The organism is Janthinobacterium sp. SUN206 (assembly GCF_030587305.1).
GTDB lineage: Bacteria > Pseudomonadota > Gammaproteobacteria > Burkholderiales > Burkholderiaceae_D > Janthinobacterium > Janthinobacterium kumbetense.
The window spans coordinates 1,805,830-1,822,269 of the sequence record NZ_JAPWIB010000001.1; the positions used below are offsets into that span (position 1 = coordinate 1,805,830).

16 protein-coding genes and 1 riboswitch are annotated in these 16,440 nt (G+C 64.2%); of the genes, 7 read left to right on the forward strand and 9 right to left on the reverse strand.

Annotated features, from left to right (window positions below; all coding sequences use genetic code 11):
- Positions 1 to 21 precede the first annotated feature (21 nt).
- The 3 genes from O3300_RS08105 to O3300_RS08115 form a co-directional block, all read right to left on the reverse strand.
- Positions 22 to 390 carry a hypothetical protein gene (locus O3300_RS08105; protein ID WP_099667251.1) on the reverse strand — a complete coding sequence of 123 codons (369 nt, stop codon included), beginning with the start codon at positions 388 to 390 and terminating at the stop codon, positions 22 to 24.
- A gap of 129 nt (positions 391 to 519) precedes the next feature.
- Positions 520 to 645, reverse strand: a complete 126-nt coding sequence (locus O3300_RS08110) for a hypothetical protein (RefSeq protein WP_257218939.1) — start codon at positions 643 to 645, stop codon at positions 520 to 522.
- A gap of 246 nt (positions 646 to 891) precedes the next feature.
- Positions 892 to 1,065 (reverse strand): hypothetical protein, encoded by a 174-nt coding sequence (locus tag O3300_RS08115; protein ID WP_162835752.1) that lies wholly within the window; start codon positions 1,063 to 1,065, stop codon positions 892 to 894.
- Between the two features lie 135 nt (positions 1,066 to 1,200).
- On the opposite strand from O3300_RS08115, the gene O3300_RS08120 reads away from it, so the two are divergent.
- The 3 genes from O3300_RS08120 to O3300_RS08130 all read left to right on the forward strand — a co-directional run bounded on the left by O3300_RS08120 (position 1,201) and on the right by O3300_RS08130 (position 4,699).
- Entirely contained in the window at positions 1,201 to 2,433 is a 1,233-nt protein-coding gene (locus O3300_RS08120; RefSeq protein WP_305052654.1) for a glycosyltransferase, read from the forward strand.
- Positions 2,434 to 2,621: 188 nt separating this feature from the next.
- Complete coding sequence (locus O3300_RS08125; protein WP_305052655.1) at positions 2,622 to 3,599, forward strand: EDSAP-1 family PEP-CTERM protein; 978 nt, start codon at positions 2,622 to 2,624, stop codon at positions 3,597 to 3,599.
- A gap of 107 nt (positions 3,600 to 3,706) precedes the next feature.
- A complete protein-coding gene (locus tag O3300_RS08130; protein ID WP_305052656.1) occupies positions 3,707 to 4,699 on the forward strand; it encodes an EDSAP-1 family PEP-CTERM protein in 993 nt (330 codons plus the stop codon).
- Between the two features lie 18 nt (positions 4,700 to 4,717).
- Here the strand turns inward: O3300_RS08130 and O3300_RS08135 are convergent, their stop codons facing one another.
- From O3300_RS08135 to O3300_RS08155, 5 genes are all read right to left on the reverse strand, one after another.
- A complete protein-coding gene (locus O3300_RS08135) occupies positions 4,718 to 5,818 on the reverse strand; it encodes a nitroreductase family protein (protein WP_305052657.1) in 1,101 nt (366 codons plus the stop codon).
- Positions 5,819 to 6,688 carry a ThiF family adenylyltransferase gene (locus O3300_RS08140; protein WP_099667246.1) on the reverse strand — a complete coding sequence of 290 codons (870 nt, stop codon included), beginning with the start codon at positions 6,686 to 6,688 and terminating at the stop codon, positions 5,819 to 5,821. It lies immediately after the preceding gene.
- A gap of 86 nt (positions 6,689 to 6,774) precedes the next feature.
- A complete protein-coding gene (locus O3300_RS08145; protein WP_099667245.1) occupies positions 6,775 to 8,358 on the reverse strand; it encodes a methyl-accepting chemotaxis protein in 1,584 nt (527 codons plus the stop codon).
- A gap of 144 nt (positions 8,359 to 8,502) precedes the next feature.
- Positions 8,503 to 8,700, reverse strand: a complete 198-nt coding sequence (locus tag O3300_RS08150; protein WP_010399555.1) for a hypothetical protein — start codon at positions 8,698 to 8,700, stop codon at positions 8,503 to 8,505.
- Positions 8,701 to 8,794: 94 nt separating this feature from the next.
- On the reverse strand, positions 8,795 to 11,638 hold the full coding sequence (locus O3300_RS08155; RefSeq protein WP_305052658.1) for a pitrilysin family protein: 2,844 nt from the start codon (positions 11,636 to 11,638) through the stop codon (positions 8,795 to 8,797).
- Between the two features lie 183 nt (positions 11,639 to 11,821).
- A riboswitch (FMN riboswitch) is annotated at positions 11,822 to 11,972 on the forward strand.
- A 94-nt stretch (positions 11,973 to 12,066) separates the two neighbouring features.
- On the opposite strand from O3300_RS08155, the gene ribB reads away from it, so the two are divergent.
- Complete coding sequence (gene ribB / locus O3300_RS08160; RefSeq protein WP_099667243.1) at positions 12,067 to 12,714, forward strand: 3,4-dihydroxy-2-butanone-4-phosphate synthase; 648 nt, start codon at positions 12,067 to 12,069, stop codon at positions 12,712 to 12,714.
- A 16-nt stretch (positions 12,715 to 12,730) separates the two neighbouring features.
- Here ribB and O3300_RS08165 read toward each other — a convergent pair whose 3' ends face one another.
- The gene (locus tag O3300_RS08165) at positions 12,731 to 14,083 is read right to left on the reverse strand and encodes an MFS transporter (RefSeq protein ID WP_305052659.1); all 1,353 of its coding nucleotides are present in this window, start codon (positions 14,081 to 14,083) and stop codon (positions 12,731 to 12,733) included.
- Between the two features lie 133 nt (positions 14,084 to 14,216).
- On the opposite strand from O3300_RS08165, the gene O3300_RS08170 reads away from it, so the two are divergent.
- From O3300_RS08170 to O3300_RS08180, 3 genes are all read left to right on the forward strand, one after another.
- Positions 14,217 to 15,092: a LysR family transcriptional regulator gene (locus tag O3300_RS08170; protein WP_289910741.1), complete on the forward strand. Its 876-nt coding sequence runs from the start codon at positions 14,217 to 14,219 to the stop codon at positions 15,090 to 15,092.
- 124 nt (positions 15,093 to 15,216) lie between these two features.
- Complete coding sequence (locus tag O3300_RS08175; protein ID WP_305052660.1) at positions 15,217 to 15,540, forward strand: hypothetical protein; 324 nt, start codon at positions 15,217 to 15,219, stop codon at positions 15,538 to 15,540.
- Between the two features lie 48 nt (positions 15,541 to 15,588).
- The gene (locus O3300_RS08180) at positions 15,589 to 16,407 is read left to right on the forward strand and encodes an MlaE family ABC transporter permease (protein ID WP_369811429.1); all 819 of its coding nucleotides are present in this window, start codon (positions 15,589 to 15,591) and stop codon (positions 16,405 to 16,407) included.
- Positions 16,408 to 16,440: the final 33 nt, after the last annotated feature.

Here is a 16,440-nt window from a genome sequence, read left to right on the forward strand (position 1 = left end):
CCCAGGGGCCGGTAGCGGGACTTACAGGCCCAGGGTATCGATGTCGGCCAGCGAGTCGCGGCCCTTGTCGGAAATGTCGTGGCCCTCGCCTTCGGCGCGCGCCACGATGTGGGCTTTCTTGCCCAGGAAATAAGCCACGTCCGAGTCCAGCTTGGTCAGCGGATCGGTGGCGACGGCGCGCAGCCCCATGATGCAGCGGCGCAGGAACAGCAGTTGTTGTGCTTTCTCGGTGATGGACAAACGGCCATCGCGTGCATAGCTGAGCAGCTTCAGGCCGGACAGGCGCTTGGCATTGCGGGCAACGCAAGCGCTGGGGCGCTCGGTCTTGATGCCGCGTGCAACTTGCTCCAGCGCGTCATATTCATCGGTCGTTAATTTCTCGTTCTTCATTACTTTTCCATAAAAGGCCAGGTGTTCGGCCCCCATGGTACGCGCCCCGCTGCGCATCGGCAACAGGCAACGTGAATCTACCGCCGCCCGCCAGGCGGCCAGGCGGCGGAAACACGGGCGCGACGACCGTTATTTGTAGCTGCGCAGCAGCAGCCATGCCAGGCCGCAACCCGCCACGGCGCCCGCCAGGGCCAGCGCCACGAGGTTTTTGCTGGTGATCACAGGGCGCCGGCCCAGGTAAATTTTGTTATGCAAGGAATTGCCCACGATGGTCTCCTGTACAAGAATTTTTATGATGTCTCATTATAAGAACAGAATCGTGACGGCCGCATGACACTCGACAGTTAGAGCTTGATTTGTATCCACTCGGCAACATTTATTGGCGTTTTTGTTGTTTAAATGGCGTGGCGCTGGCGGCCACCGCGCAGTCCATTTCCGATCGGAAATAAACGCGGCGCGCATCTCCCCGTCACCGCCATGCCGGCGGTGCACCGCGCCCCGTCACTGCATTTTCACGGGCGGCGGCGGCGGCGTCGGCTCCTCGACGGGCACGGGCTCGATGTGGGGCGGCGTTTCCGGCGGCGGCGTGACGGGATCGCCTTCCGGCGGTGGCGGCATATCGGGTTCGGGCGTGCTGTGCGCACGCAACAGGGCAGGACGGAATTGGGTTTGCATGTGACCTCCTTTGCCCCACTCTAGCCGATGCGGCCAAATCCTGGCGCCCGCCAGTGGCAAGCCGCTGCGGGAACTAAACGGCGCGGCGCCACTCCAACCTAACAGGTCTCTCACCTGCGAATGCAAGCAATCCCCATGGCGCGCAAGAAAATCCTCTTTATGGCCGAGGCAGTGACCCTGGCCCACGTCGGCCGCCCCCTGAGCCTGGCCCAGGGACTCGACGAGGACAAATATGAGGTGCATTTTGCCTGCGCCGATGGCTATGACTTTTGCTTCAAGCAGGCGCCCTTTCGCCGCTGGCGCATCGACAGTATTTCATCGCTGCAATTCCTACAGGCCTTGGCGCACGGCAAGCCCGTCTACACGGAAAGCACCCTGCACGCATATGTGGAAGACGACTTGCGCCTGCTCAATACCGTCCAGCCCGATCTCGTGATCGGCGACTTCCGCCTGTCGCTGTCCGTCAGCGCGCGCCTGCAGCGCATTCCCTACCTCACCGTCAGCAATGCCTACTGGAGTCCGTACGTGCGCCAGCACTACACGGTGCCCAGCCTGCCCCTGACCCGCCTGCTGCCCATCTGGCTGGCAGCCCCCCTGTTCCGCCTGATCCGGCCGCTGGCCTTCGCCTCGCATGCCGTGCCGCTGAACCGCGTGCGCCGCCGCCATGGCCTGCCGTCGCTGGGCAGCGACCTGCGGCGCATCTATACGGATGCGGACCGCACCGTGTATGCGGATATTCCGCAACTGTTCCCGCCGCACGCCATGCCGTCCACGCACGACTACCTGGGCCCCATCATCTGGGCGCCGCCGCTCGACTTGCCGGACTGGTGGCAGCGCCCGGAACTGAGCAGTGGACGACCCATCATCTACGTCACCCTGGGCAGTTCCGGCCAGGGGCAATTGCTGCCGCGCGTGCTGCACGCGCTGGCGCCCCTGCCCGTCACCGTATTGGCGGCCACGGCCGGCACCGGCCGCGTCGATGCCGTGCCGCCGAATGCCCACGTCGCGCCCTTCTTGCCGGGCGACGCGGCGGCCCGGCGCGCCAGCCTGGTGATCTGCAACGGCGGCAGCCCCACCAGCCAGCAGGCGCTGACGGCAGGCGTGCCCGTCATCGGCATCGCCAGCAACCTCGACCAATTCCTCAACATGCACGGCATCGCGGGGACCGGCGCCGGCCTGCTGCTGCGCGCCGACCGCTTCCATGAAACCGCCCTGCGCCATGCCGCCACGCGCATGCTCGACGATGGCCGGGCCAGGCTGGCGGCGCGCCAGCTGGCCACGGCCATGCGCGACTATGTGCCAGGGCAACGCTTGCTGCCCCATCTGCACGCCCTGCTGGGGTCTTCGCCGCAAGGCGGCCAGCCTTGACGGGCGGCGTCGGCTTTTCTTACAGAGAGTCCGGCAACACCTGCAGCACGTCAACAAAAGCACGCCAAGTCCTTGATTTCAAAAGAACCTCATGCGTTGGCATGGAAGTCGCTTAAGTCTGGCCATGAGCACCTGCAGACAGGACTCAGGCAACACTTCCAGACTCACTCAACCACGAGGTGAATACAATGAAACTCTCGAAACTGAAACTGCTTCCGGCCGCAGCCGCACTGACCATGTTGTGCGCCGCCGGTAGCGCACAGGCGGGCGCCTACGGCTACGCCTACAACAACATCTTCGGCTTGCAGATCGTCGCCGCCACGGGCTCGATCACCGCCCTGAACAGCACCACGATCTCGCGCGCCACGGCCACCCTGAATGGCGTCAGCGTCATCAATGGCGGCCCCGGCCTGCTCGACTCGCCCCGCGCCGCCATCGGCGCCGTGACCAAAGGGGAAAACAATTTCACGCAACAAGGCGCCTCGGGCAACTACTCGCGCGGCGATGCGCAGATCGTCAGCACGCAGTTTCCCTCGTTCCCGCCCGGCTCCACCTCCACGCAGGCGGTGAACGTGGCCGAGGCCCATCTGGCCGGCCCAGCCGGCACGGCCGACGCGTCCGGCCGCAACGGCTCGACCACGGGCTTCTCCGTCAACTTCGTCGTCGGTTCGCCCACGGCAACGCTGAGCTTTGACTTCTTCTCCTCGCCATTCATGCAAGTCTTCCTGCAAAGCACAGTGGGACAACTGTCCACCGCGACGGCCAACCTGGTGATGACCATTACCATCACCAACTCGACCGGTGCGACCGTCTTCAACTGGACGCCCGATGGCGTCGTCGGCTCCGGCATCTTCGGTGGCACGGAAAACGCCGATGCGGCCAACCTGAACACCGGCCTGGCGACCAACTTCCTGACGCGCGGCAACCTGTTTACGTATAACCCCACCGGTTGCGGCACGCCTGGCGGCACCGGCGTGGGCACGACTTGCGGCGGCAACTTCAACGCCGTCAGCAATGCCCTCGCGGCCGGCAACTACACCTTGACCTTGAATGCGGTGGAGAGCGTGGACCTGGTCAAGCAGGCACCGGAACCGGGCACCCTGGCGCTGCTGGGCCTGGGCCTGGCCGGCCTGGGCTATGCCAGCCGCCGCAAGGTCAGCGCCTGAACCAGGCAACAGGGGGATGCACAGGCGAGGGAGTTTCCTCGCCTTTTTCATGTGGCAAGCCTGTCGGTTTTCCTTACAACCCGGCCGACCAGGAGATGAGGATTTTCATGACTACATTTTCTTGTACCCGATTGCCCATGCTCCTGCTGAGCTTGCTATTGCTGGCCAGCAGCGGCACTGCCGGCGCCGCCGCCTACGGCTATTCGTACACCAGCGTCTTTGGCCTGGTCATCAGCAATCCCTCCGGCTCCGTCACCCTGCTCAGCAACATCGACCTGTCACGCACGACCGCCACGCTCAATGGCAGCAGCGTCATCAATGGCGGCAGCAACGAGATCGACGCGCCGCAGGCGAAACGCGGCGCCGTCAGCAAGGGAGAGAACGACTTTACCCCGCAAGGCATGGGCAATGCTTCGTATGCGCGCGGCGAAGCGCAAATCGTCGCCTCGCAAATCCCCCCCTTCCCACCGGGCTCGACCAGCACGCATACCGTGAACGCGGCAGAAACCTTCCTGGCGGGCGGCGGCAGCGCGGACGCCTCGGGGCGCAACGGTTCCAGCACCGCGATGACCGTCAATTTCGTCGTCGGCCAACCGGGCGCGACCCTGGCCTTCGACTTCCAGGCCCTGCCCTTCATGCAGCTGTACCTGGACGCGCTGGCCGGCACGGGCTCGGCGGCCACGACGAATATGGCGATGACGTTCAGCATCATCGATGAACATGGCCAGATCGTCTTCAGCTGGGCACCCGACGGCAAGCTCGGCTCCGGCATCCTGGGCGGCACCGAACTGGCCGATGCGGCCAGCCTCAACACGGGCTACGCGCAAACGCCGCTCACCAGCGGCAGCGTGTTCACCTACGATCCCAGCGGCTGCGGCGCCCCCACGGGCACGGGCGTCGGCACGGCGTGCGGCGGGCAGTACGGCGCCGTCACGGACAGGCTGGCGGCCGGCAGCTACACGCTGGTGTTGAATATGCTGAACAGTTCCGAACTGGCCTATGTGCCAGGCGTCACGCCAATGGCGCTGCCGGGCACCTTGCCGTTGCTGGCGGCCGGCTTGCTGGCGCTGGCCGTCCTGGCGCCCCGGCGGCGGCGCTGACGGGGCGTCACGCGCGCCTCACTGGCCCGCCGTTGGCGCCACCAGCAAGTCTTGCAGCGGACGGCGCAGCGAGCGCGCACTGGCCGCCGGGCCGGCGCCTATGCGCCCGAGAAACACGGCCCGATCCAACGCGGCCGCCCCCAGCACGGCCTGGCAGCGCACGGCCAGTGCCTGCGCCAGCTCCTGCAGGCCATCGGTGCGCGAAAAGGCGCGCCGTTCGCGCACATAGCGGGCGAAGATCAGCGGCGTCAGTTCCGGCTGCAATTGCAGGCCCAGTTGCGTGGCCGTCAGCCAGAAGCGTTGCATGGCGCGCCCGGCCGCCACGTAATCGTCGATGTGGCGCGGCGACGCGTCAGCCAGCAGCACGAAATGGGCGGCGCAATACAGGCCCGGCAGCAAGTCCATCTGCAGGCGCGGCGCGACGGTGCCCGCCAGCCAGGTATTGAAGAACTCCACGCGGCGCCAGCTGTGCATGACCCAGCGCATCAGGCGCGCCGTCATCGCGTCGACGCCCAGCGCCTGCTCCGGGATGCGGTCGGTGCTGTAGCGCGCACCCCACTCGATCACGTCGCGGTGCACCTTGTGCGCTTCCGGCATGGTCAGGCGCAGCTTCGCATTGTCGAACATCAGCCGCGCGCAGGCGAGGCGCGCGCGCCTGCCTTCGAACCACTGCACGCCGTAGCCGGACGGTAAGCTGGCCGCCAGCGCCGCCTTTTCGCTGGCGCGCAAGCTGCGCGTGCTGAGCCGGCGCCGCTGCACGCTGCGCTGCGGCAAGAAGGCCGCCAGCGGATCGGGCGGCATGCCGGGGCTGTCAACCAGGCGCACATCGAAGGTAGGCAGGGTGTCGGGCATGGACAGGCGCCGGCGCGCTTCCATGCGCAAGCCGTGGCTGCTGGCCGCCAGAGCCATGCTTTCGAGCAAGGCGCCCAGCGACAGCTGACTGGGATGGCCGTCGAGGTCGTACACGCAATGGCTGCGCGTATCGAAACCGTGCACGACGACATGGCGCGGCGCCACGACTTCAAAGCGCCACGGCTGCGTGTTGTCGCCGCTGGGCGCCCAGCGCGCCTGCTCGAGAATGTTTTCCAGCACGGGATCGATCTGCGGTGCTTGCGCCATTTATGCCCCCTGTGCAGCGCGGCGCCGCTGGATGATGGCCATCGTCAGGCGCTGCAACGGATGACGGTGGCCGCCAGGACGCCAGGTATGCACGAGCTTGTTGCGGTAGGCGTCGAAATGCATGCCGTGCGGCGCCGCCATCACCTTGCCCCGCTTCAACAGGATCTTCAAGGCTTCCGTGGCGGCCGCGCCCGCGCACAGCTGGCAGCCCATGATGGTCGACGGCCCGCGCCGCTCCTTCAGGTTGATGGCCGACGGGTCGACCAGGTAGCGAGCATGCAAGCCGGCCGGCGCCAGCCCGACGAGAAAGCGCAGGGCTTTTTCTTCCTCGGGCAAGTCGCCCCAGCCAAAATATTCTTCGAACGTCATGCCGCCCGGCAGGAAGCTGAGCACGGCCGTGCCCATGCCCAGCGGCGCGGCCGTGATGGCGGGAATGCCCAGGCGGGCGCAAGTGGCGAAGGTGGCCTGGCGCGCGGGAAAGGCGAAGAAATCCAGGCCGTCCACATACAGGTCGACACCGGCGAAGAACTCGGCCAGGTTGCTGTCGTGTATGCCGTCTGGAAATTGTTTAATATCAAGTTCGGGATTGATATCGCGCGCCATCTGCGCCAAGACCGCGACCTTGGGCTGGCCCAGGGTGGACACCATGGCGCCGGCCTGGCGGTTGAAATTGGCGATATCGAAGGTGTCGAAATCGGCGATGTGAAAGGCGCCGATGCCCAGCCGCGCCAGGGTCAGCAAGTGCACGCCGCCCACGCCGCCCATGCCGGCGATGGCCACGCGCTTGCCGCGCAAGCTGTCCTGCTCCGCTTGCGTGACCCAGCCCAGGTTGCGGGCGAACGCCGCGTGATACGAAAAACCGTCTGTCATGCTCACCTCTTCTGTGCATCCCTTGCGGACGAAGAAAGTTGGACAGGTGAGCCGGGGTTAAGTTCCCCAATGACAGAAAAAAGCGCTTAGCGCGTCAGGCGCCGCGCCGCAGGCACGCTGCGCTGTAGCGCTGCCGCCGCCGGCGCCGCTGCGCCCACCTTGAACACGCTGACGATCTGCGCCAGCCCCGCCGCCTGCTCGTTCATCGCCTGCGCCGCCGCCGACGCCTGCTCGACGAGGGCCGAGTTTTGCTGCGTCATGTTGTCCATCTCGACGATGGCCTGGTTGATCTGTTCGATGCCGGCGCTCTGCTCGGCGCTGGCCGAGGAAATCTCGGCCACGATATCGGTCACATGCTGCACGCTGGAAACAACTTTTTCCATCGTCTCGCCCGCCAGCGCCACCAGTTTTTCGCCGGCGCCCACTTGCTCGGCGGAACTGTCGATCAATTGCTTGATTTCCTTGGCGGCGGCGGCCGAGCGCTGCGCCAGGTTGCGCACCTCGCTGGCGACGACAGCGAAACCACGGCCCTGCTCGCCCGCGCGCGCCGCTTCCACGGCCGCATTCAGGGCCAGGATATTCGTCTGGAAGGCGATGCCGTCAATGACGGCAATGATGTCGCCGATCTTTTTCGACGAGGCGTTGATGGCGCCCATGGTGTCGACCACCTGGCTCACCACGCCGCCCGCCTGGCTCGCCACTTGCGAGGCAGAAATGGCCAGCTGGTTGGCCTGGCGCGCATTGTCCGCATTCTGGCGCACGGTCGAGGTCATTTCTTCCATGGTCGACGCCGTTTCTTCCAGCGAACCCGCCTGCTGCTCCGTGCGCGCCGACAGGTCGTGGTTGCCGGAAGCGATCTCGCCCGATGCCGTGGAAATGGATTCCGCATCGTTGCGCACCTGGCTCACCAGGTGCGCCAGGTTATCGCGCATGGCCTTGATCGCCATCAACAGACTGGATGTATCGCCGGGACGCGTATCGATCTGCGTCGTCAAATCGCCCTGGGCGATTTGCGCCACGATGGCCGCTGCATAATCGGGTTCGCCACCGAGCTGACCCAGGATGCGGCGCAGCATCAGGGCCGCCAGGGCGCCCACCACCAGCATCAGCGCGCCGCCGATGGCCAGCAGCACGCCCGCCTGGGCCCAGAACTTGTGGTTGATGTCATCGATATACGTGCCCGTGCCGATCAGCCAATCCCATGGCGCAAATTTCACCACGGCATACATTTTTGCCACCGGATCCTTCACGCCGGGACGCGTGCCATCCGCCTGCACCAGGCCGATGCGGCTGGTGGCGAGGGCCACGCGGTAGCGGTCGCCCGACTGCTTCATGTTCTTTTGCGGCGTGCCGATGCGCGCAGGATTGGGGTGGACGTACAGCAAGTCCGTACTGAAATCGCGCACGAAATAATACATTTCGTCCTTGACGAAGCTGCCGATGGCCAGCTTGGCCTGCTGCTGGGCCTGCTCACGCGTGAGCTTGCCCGACTGTTCCAGCGCATACGCCTTTTCCACCGAGGCATTGGCCAATTCCACCAGCACCGTCAATTGCTCGACCCTTTCCGCCATCATGGTCTGGCGCAGCGAATACAGGGAGAAGGAAGCGATGAGGACGATGCCCAGCAAGGTACTGAAACACAGGAGGAGAATGCGCGAACGGAGAGTCATGGGAGCCTGGGTAAAGAATAAAATGTGGAATTATAAACAATTTCCATGTGGAAATCTTTTCAGAAAAGCAAAGCGGGCGGCGCTACCAGGCTGATGCCCGGCAGGCACCGCCCGCATATGTCTTGCTGAAGTCTGACTGACAGGTCAGGCCAAGGCTTCCTTGGCCGCCTCTTCCGGCGTCAAGCCGTCGTAGAACTGGTCGGTGAACCACTCGACCTGCTCTTCGATATGGTCCTGCGCCTGCGCCACAGTGGCGCCGCCGGCCACGAGGAAGCCTTCGACCTCGATACACCAGTTGATCAATTCCAGGGTTTCCGGATCGAGTTCTTCTTTCTTAGCCATCGTACAGTCCTTGCTTGTTAAATTGCGATCACATCCATCAGCGGCAGTTTAACAGCTTCGCCACCTTGCCGCTCCCGCAGTTCGACAATGAAGCTTACTTGGCTGCAACGTTCTTGCGTTCCGGATACAGTACTACCTGTACATAATTGTGCATGTCCAGGTAGCGCTGCGCCGCCAGTTTGACGGCTTGCGGCGTGAGGGCGCGCACGCGCTGCTCGTAGCGCAGCAGGTACGCGGGATCGCGACCCTGCGTTACCGAACCCATCAATTGGTTCATCCAGTAATTATTTTCCCGCAAGGATTTCTGCTGGCGCGTGATCCAGTTCAGCTTGACCTTTTCCAGGTCCGCCGCAGATGGCCCGTCCGTCTTCATCTTGTTGATTTCGGCAAACGCGGCGGCGATCACCTTGTCCACGTTTTCCGGTCCCGTCGGCAAGTTCAGGGCCACGGAATAATGGCCATACGGATGCTGGCCCATGGACGTCTCGAAGCCGCCGCCATAGATCATGCTCATCTTTTCGCGCAGCACTTCGATGACTTTCAGGTTCAGCACCTCGCCCAGCGCCTGCAGGGTCAGCTTTTGCTCGTCCGAATACGCCACGTCGCCATTGAAGGTGATGGAAATCGTGCTCTTCGGCTCGCTACCCATGTAGATATCCTTCTTGACCACGCCCGTCACCGGGCGCATGCCCACGTCGCGGTAGGCGTGCGGCACCTCGGCCACGGGCAAGGTGCCCAGGTAGCTGGCGATCAGCGGCTTGATCTTGTCGAGCTCGAAGCTGCCCGTGAAGATGAAGGTCATGTCGCGCGCGCTGGAAAAGCGCTGGCGGAAGATGTCCAGCGAGCGGTCCAGGCCCACCTTGTCGAAATCGGCCACGCGCGGCACGCCATCGACGCGCGGGTTGTCGCCAAACATGGCGTGCTGGATGGCGTCGTAAAACACGGCTTCCGGCTGCGCCATGCTGTTTTTCGCCAGGTCCTGCTGCTTGCCGATGAAGGATTGGTACAGGCCCGCATCCTTGCGCACGTCGTGGAAATACAAATACACCAGTTGCAGCATGGCTTCCACGTCGGCGCTGCTGGCCGAGCCGCCGAAGCCTTCGCTCAGCTCGCCCAGCGAAGCGCCCACGTTGACCGTCTTGCCGGCCAGCACTTTTTGCAAGTCCAGCGGCGCCAGGTCTTTCAAACCCATGCTGCCGACCACGGCGCTGGCGTAGCGGGCGTTGTAGATGTCGGCGTCGCCGAACAGCGACTGGCCGCCGAAGCGGGTCGAACCCATCAGCACCTGGTCATTCTTGAAGTCCGTCGGTTTGAGCAGCACGCGCACGCCATTGCCCAAGGTCAGTTCCGTCACGCCGATGGCGCTGTTCAACTTTTCCGCGACGATGCTGCCGCCGGCCGGCGGGCCGTCCATCAGCTTGCTGGCGAGCACTTTTTCCGTGCGCGGCTCGATGGTTTGCTGCTCGGCTTTCGCCACGGCGTCGAGCAATTGCTGCTGCGTCGGCACCACCGAGGCCGCATCGCCCGCTTTCGGCTCGGCGCCCATGAAGACCACCAGTTTCTTTTGCTGGTCGGGAATCACCTTGGCCACAGTCTCGTTGATTTCCTGCAAGGTCACCTGCGGCAAGAGTTCCTGCGCGTACAGCAATTCATTGGCGATGCCGGGGATGGCTTCCTGCTCCAGGAAGTTGCGCGAATACTCGGCCACGAAACCGCTCGAATCGGACTTGTCGCGTTCGCTGTACGCACGCTCGTAATTGCGCAGCATGTTCTTGCGCGCGCGGTCCAGCTCATCCTGGCTGAAACCGAAGCGGCGCGCCCGCTCATCTTCCTGCACCAGCGCATCGACGGCCGGCTGCACGCCGCCCTTGCCCAGCAAGGCATACGCGCTGAACGATTCATAGCCGCGCACCAGCTTGCCCATGCTGCTGCCGCCCTGGATGAACGGCGGGTTCGCCTGCTGCGTCAACTCCTGCATGCGCGCGCTGAGCATTTGCCCGTACAGGTTTTCGATCATCTGGCGGCGGTAGTCGGCAATCGTGACGGGTTCCTGCGCGGCGCGGATCGGGTAGCGGATGAAGACCGCGTCGTCCGGCGCTTCCTTGTCCGTGATCACCAGCGCTTCCGTTTGCGCCCGCTGCGGCACTTCCGCATACAGGCGCGGACGCGGTTTCGCCGGGTTCTTCAGCTTGCCGAAATGCTGCTGGATCAGTTTTTCAGCCTGTTTCGGCTCCACGTCGCCGACCACCACGACGGCCATCAGGTCGGGACGGTACCAATCCTTGTAGAAACGCTTGATGGCTTCCGGCTTGAACGTTTTCAGCACGGATTCCTTGCCGATCGGCATGCGTTCCGCATAGCGCGAACCATTCAGCAGTTTCGGATACAGCACCTTGTTCATGCGGTCGCTGGCGCCCTTGCCCAGGCGCGCCTCTTCCAGCACGATGCCGCGCTCGCTGTTGATGTCGGCCGGATTGAATTTCAAGCCATGCGCCCAGTCTTCCAGCACGAGAAAACCCTTTTCCAGGTTTTCCTTCTTGTTTGTCGGAATCGGCAGCACGTACACGGTTTCATCGAAACTCGTGTAGGCGTTCAAGTCGGCGCCGAACTTCACGCCGATCGATTGCAAATAGGAAATTAGCTCATTGCGCTTGAAATGCGTGGAGCCATTGAAGGCCATGTGTTCCGTGAAGTGGGCCAGGCCTTGCTGGTCGTCATCTTCCAGGATGGAACCGGCTTTCACCACCAGGCGCAATTCCACTTTTTGCGCGGGACGGGCATTTTTCTTGATGTAATAGGTCAAGCCGTTCGGCAATTTTCCGACGGTAACTTCTGGTGCCAGCGGCAAGGGATCGCTCAAACGGATTTCTGCCTGGGCCATGCAGGCGCACGCCAGCAAGACGGCGCCCGAGATCAGGCGTAATTTACTCAGCTTCATGTATTCTCAACGGTAAGATTCAGTAGGCATACCTTACACTGAAATCCTGTTTCCGCCATTAAAAACAGCTTAGGAAAAACTGCTTTCCCCGGGCAACTTTGTCGAATGACAAACTCAACAGTGCCCTGCCATCTTTTTTCAATTGTGCTAAAGTGTTGCCGCCGGTCATGTGGACCGGCACAACAACGTCTTCGGGGCGGGGTGCGATTCCCCACCGGCGGTAAGACCGGCAACGGTCAAGCCCGCGAGCGCTTTCCAGGCACCGCTTGGCGAGGTCAGCAGATCTGGTGAGACTCCAGAGCCGACGGTATAGTCCGGATGAAAGAAGATGTGCAGTAGTGTGATGTCCCATCGCCACGGCGATGCGGCCAGTTGCGTCTATTCGCTTGCCCTGCAGCGTTTTTCGCCTATGCGAGGAGCGTTTCACCATGTTAGTCAACAGCTATACCCTGCTTTCCAATGACCTGGAAGGTCGCATCCAATCCGCCCTGGCCGCCATGCGCGCCGGCATTCCCGTCATCCTGCTCGACGATTTCGACCGTGAAAACGAAGCCGATTTGATCCTGTCGGCCGAAAAATTGACGAACGAAACCATGGCCCTGCTGATCCGCGAATGCAGCGGCATCGTCTGCCTGTGCCTGCCGACGGACGTTGTCAGCGCGCTGGAATTGCCGCCCATGTCGTCCGACAACGGCAGCCGCTACGGCACGCCGTTCACGGTCTCCATCGAGGCGCGCGACGGCGTCACGACGGGCGTGTCGGCCGCCGACCGCGTGACCACCATCCGCGCGGCCATCGCGCCGAACGCCAAGCCCGCCGACCTGGTGCGTCCTGGCCACGTCTTCCCCCTGCGCGCCGCGCCCGGTGGCGTGCTCGAGCGTCGTGGCCACACGGAAGGCTCCGTCGACCTGTCGCGCATGGCGGGCCTGAATCCGGCCGCCGTGCTGTGCGAACTGATGAACCCGGACGGCACCATGATGCGCGGCGACGATATCGAGCGCTTCGCCGAACTGCACGGCATGCCGATCCTGACCATCGAAGAACTGGTGGAGTGGCGCAGCACGCGCGGGCAATAAGCCGTCAGGCCAGCCTTCAGGCGGCCACGGCCTTCGGCAAATGCACGTGGCGGTAGACGAGGCCCGCCGCCAGGCCATACGCGACGGCGATCGTCGCGTATGCCAGCGGCAGACGCAGCGACCAGTCTGGCACCATGTGCAGGATGCTGCCGATCAGGGCCACGCCCACCAGCGCGCCGATTTGCCGGTTCGCATTCAAGGCCGCCGCCGCGCTGTTCGCATGCTGCTTGCCGGCCACCCCCATCACGGTGGCCGTCATGGCGGGAATGGCGATGCCGATGGCCACGTTCATCACGGCCGTGCCCAGCGCCAGCAGGAAATAGGGCGTGCCGGGACGCAAGGCCATCAGCAGCAAGGCCATGCCAGCGCCTACCAGCAAGCCTAGCAGCATGGGCAAGCGCGTGCCATGACGCGCCGCAATACTTCCCGCCATAAAATTTCCCACCGTATAGGCCGCCATCATGGGCAGCAGGCGCAAGCCCGACTGCAAGGCATCGGCGCCGCCCGACTGCTGCAGAAACAAGCTCAACAAGAACAGCTGGCCGAACACGCAGAAATTGATCAAAAAACCCACACCATTGGCCGCGCCAAAGCTGCTGCTGTGAAACAGTGCACGCGGCAACAGCGGGTGGCTGCCGCTGCGCTCGCGCCGCAGCAATTGCCCGGCGGACAGCACCGTCAAGGCCCCCGCCGCCAGCACGCCCGGCGACAGCCAGCCCAGCACGGGACCTTCGATCAGCACGAAACTGAGGCCCGCCAGCGCCGCCACGCCCAGCGCATGGCTGAACAGCGATAGATCGCGCGGCTGGCGCGCCGGCGCGGCCAGCAACAGCTGCGCCATGACGATGGCCAGCACGCCCAGCGGCACATTCACCCAGAACACGCTGCGCCAGCCGAACTGGTGCACAAGGATGCCGCCGATCAGGGGGCCGGACGCGCCAGCCACGCCCACCAGCGCCGACCAGGCGCCCAGCATGCGCGTGCGTTCGCGCTCGTCTTCAAAGCTGTGCGTCAGCAGGCTGAGCGAACTGGGCATGAACAGGGCCGCGCCCGCGCCCTGCAGCAGGCGCGCGGCCGTCAGAAAATGCCCGTCGGGCGCGGCGCCGCACAGCACCGAACCGAGAATGAAGACGCCCAGGCCGCCCTGGTACACGGCTTTCGGCCCGTAGCGGTCGGCCAGCGCGCCGCCGGCCAGCAGCAGCGCGGCAAACGTCAAGGTGTAGCCATCGACCACCCACACCAGGCCCGTCAGCGGTATGGCCAGGTCCAGCGCGATATCGGACAGCGCCACGTTGACGGCCGTGACGTCGAGCATGGCCATGACGAAGCCGAACGCCAGGGTCAGCAGGAGTGGTGTGGGGGCAGGCATGGTATTTCCTTGCAGGGACGGGGGGCAGTCATTATGCGAGTGTTGAGGAATGCAGTAAACAGGTATAAAATCGGCACCATGATGCAAAAATGCATCACAATAACGACAGGAAAACAAACCATGGATTGGGCTTATGGACTGGGATAACGCGCGCATCTTTCTCGCCATCGGCCGGGCCGGCACCCTGCGCGGTGCGGCCGCCCTGCTGCGCATCGACCAGGCCACGTGCGGGCGCCGCCTGGCCGCGCTGGAAAGCTCGCTGGGCGCCACCCTGTTCCTGCGCACGCCGTCCGGCTACGTGCCCACGCCGGCCGGCGAGCTGGCCTTGAACGCGGCCGAAGCGATGGAACGGGCGGCCGACAAGCTGCAACGCGAGATGCAGGGCGTCGACAACCGCCTGTCCGGCCTGGTGCGCGTGGCCACCACCGACACCATGGCCAGCCACTTCGTCATCCGCGCCATGCAGCGGCTGCACGCGGCGCACCCGGACATCCGCATCGTGCTGCACGTGGCGCCGCAGCTGGCCAGCCTGACGCGACGCGAAGCGGACCTGGCCGTGCGCGCCGTGCGTCCCACCGACCCGGACCTGATCTCGCGCCACCTGGTCAAGCGCAGCCTGGGCCTGTATGCCTCAACAAGCTACCTGGCGCAGCGGGGCGAACCCGTGCGCGGCACGGCGCTGGCCGGACACGACATCGTCATCTACCACCATTCCGTGGCGCCCCGTCACGCGGAAAAGCTCGCCGGCGAATCCGTCGCCAACGCCCGGGTGGCCATGGAAGTGAACTCGGCGGCGATGCTGCAGGAAGCCACGCGCGCGGGCCTGGGCGTGGCCGAGCTGGCCACCCACCTGGGCGATATCGACCCGCTGCTCGTGCGCATCTGGCCCGAGCGGGCGGAAAGCTACGACGTGTGGCTCGTCATGCATGCCGACCTGAACCGCTCTGCCCGCGTGCGCGCGGCGGCCGACGCCATCATCGCCAGCGTGGCCACCGCCAGCGCCGCATGACAGCCGCGCACAATAGTGCCGATAAGAAACTTTCTTTTTGATAAGTCTGATAGAATCCGCAGCCCCGCCGGGCACAGCCACCGGCACGCCGCCGCGGGTTCCCTCAATCCACTGGAGAATTTTTATGCTTATCTGGCAAGGCTTCGGCATACTCGCCCCCCTGATCTGTTTCATCGTCGTAGTGGCTGCGCAAGCGCTGTTTGGCGCCACCCTGGGCGAGGAATACACGAAGAGCCACACGTGGACCCTGGCCCTGGCCTTCCTGCTGGCGGCCGCCGCCAGCTGGTATGCGGGCGTGCGCCTGAACAACGCGCCAGGACGCGAACTGATCGACCCGGCCACGCAGGAAAGAGTCATCTTGCGCAAACGCCACACCCTGTTCTGGATTCCGATGCAATACATCGCCGTACTGATGGTCGTGATGGCCGGCTTCGCCCTGTTCGGATAGCCGCGCACGCTAGCCGTGCTTGCCGGGCCGGGCTGATGTTAAGATGCCATGATGACCCTATCCGTCTCCCTCATCATCAGCCTGCGCCGCCTGCACCGGGCCACCATGGCCTGGCTGGTCAGCTGGTGGCGCATGCTGCATTTCGCCATCCTCGTGTTTTCGCTGGCCCTGTCGCCGTCGAGCTATAACCGCGACAACCGCCCCATCCTCGCGCACCGCCTCGTGACGAACACGGCGCCGAACCTCGTGTGGTTCAGCGTCGCCTGCGCGCTCGTCAGCCTGGTGCTCATCCGCATCGTCGTCGTCAGCGCGCAAAGCTATGGCCTGTCGCGCTATGCGCTGGAAATGGTGGTGCGCGTGCTGGTGCTGGAACTGATCCCACTGACGGCCGCCCTGTTCGTCGCGCTGCGCCTGACTTTGCCCGACGGCATTGCGTTTGCGCAAATGCGCTCTTCCGGCATGCTCGATACCATGCAGCGCCAGGGCGTCGACCTGCTGCGCCGCGAATACTTTCCACGCGTCATGTCCGGCATCTTTGCCGTGTGGATGCTGGCCATCGTCAGCTGCGTCACGTCGCTGATCCTCGCCTACATCACCATCTACGGTTTTACGCCGTGGGCGCTGCAGGGTTATACGCGCGTCGTGGGACAGATCTTCAATCCGGCCGTGGCCCTGATCCTGATGCTCAAGGTCATCTTCTTCAGCTTTGCCGTGGCCCTGATCCCGCTGGCCTCGTCCTACTATCCGGACGAGCCGCACGGCCGGCGCAACCGCCTGTGGGCCGCGCATGGCCTGTCTGAAATGCTGCGCCTGTTTTCCGTCATCCTGCTGGTCGAAGTGGCTTCGCTGATGGGCAATTACTACTGATGCCCCGCCCGCCGCCGCCAGCCATCCCCGAAC

Bases quoted from the DNA above. Each gene is read 5' to 3' on its own strand.
- O3300_RS08150 (WP_010399555.1), bottom strand. From the start codon at position 8,700: ATGGCTAAGAAAGAAGAACTCGATCCGGAAACCCTGGAATTGATCAAC.
- O3300_RS08130 (WP_305052656.1), top strand. From the start codon at position 3,707: ATGACTACATTTTCTTGTACCCGATTGCCCATGCTCCTGCTGAGCTTG.
- O3300_RS08155 (WP_305052658.1), bottom strand. From the start codon at position 11,638: ATGAAGCTGAGTAAATTACGCCTGATCTCGGGCGCCGTCTTGCTGGCG.
- O3300_RS08105 (WP_099667251.1), bottom strand. From the start codon at position 390: ATGAAGAACGAGAAATTAACGACCGATGAATATGACGCGCTGGAGCAA.
- O3300_RS08140 (WP_099667246.1), bottom strand. From the start codon at position 6,688: ATGACAGACGGTTTTTCGTATCACGCGGCGTTCGCCCGCAACCTGGGC.
- O3300_RS08115 (WP_162835752.1), bottom strand. From the start codon at position 1,065: ATGCAAACCCAATTCCGTCCTGCCCTGTTGCGTGCGCACAGCACGCCC.
- O3300_RS08135 (WP_305052657.1), bottom strand. From the start codon at position 5,818: ATGGCGCAAGCACCGCAGATCGATCCCGTGCTGGAAAACATTCTCGAG.
- O3300_RS08175 (WP_305052660.1), top strand. From the start codon at position 15,217: ATGCTTATCTGGCAAGGCTTCGGCATACTCGCCCCCCTGATCTGTTTC.
- O3300_RS08120 (WP_305052654.1), top strand. From the start codon at position 1,201: ATGGCGCGCAAGAAAATCCTCTTTATGGCCGAGGCAGTGACCCTGGCC.
- ribB (WP_099667243.1), top strand. From the start codon at position 12,067: ATGTTAGTCAACAGCTATACCCTGCTTTCCAATGACCTGGAAGGTCGC.
- O3300_RS08145 (WP_099667245.1), bottom strand. From the start codon at position 8,358: ATGACTCTCCGTTCGCGCATTCTCCTCCTGTGTTTCAGTACCTTGCTG.
- O3300_RS08180 (WP_369811429.1), top strand. From the start codon at position 15,589: ATGATGACCCTATCCGTCTCCCTCATCATCAGCCTGCGCCGCCTGCAC.
- O3300_RS08125 (WP_305052655.1), top strand. From the start codon at position 2,622: ATGAAACTCTCGAAACTGAAACTGCTTCCGGCCGCAGCCGCACTGACC.
- O3300_RS08170 (WP_289910741.1), top strand. From the start codon at position 14,217: ATGGACTGGGATAACGCGCGCATCTTTCTCGCCATCGGCCGGGCCGGC.
- O3300_RS08165 (WP_305052659.1), bottom strand. From the start codon at position 14,083: ATGCCTGCCCCCACACCACTCCTGCTGACCCTGGCGTTCGGCTTCGTC.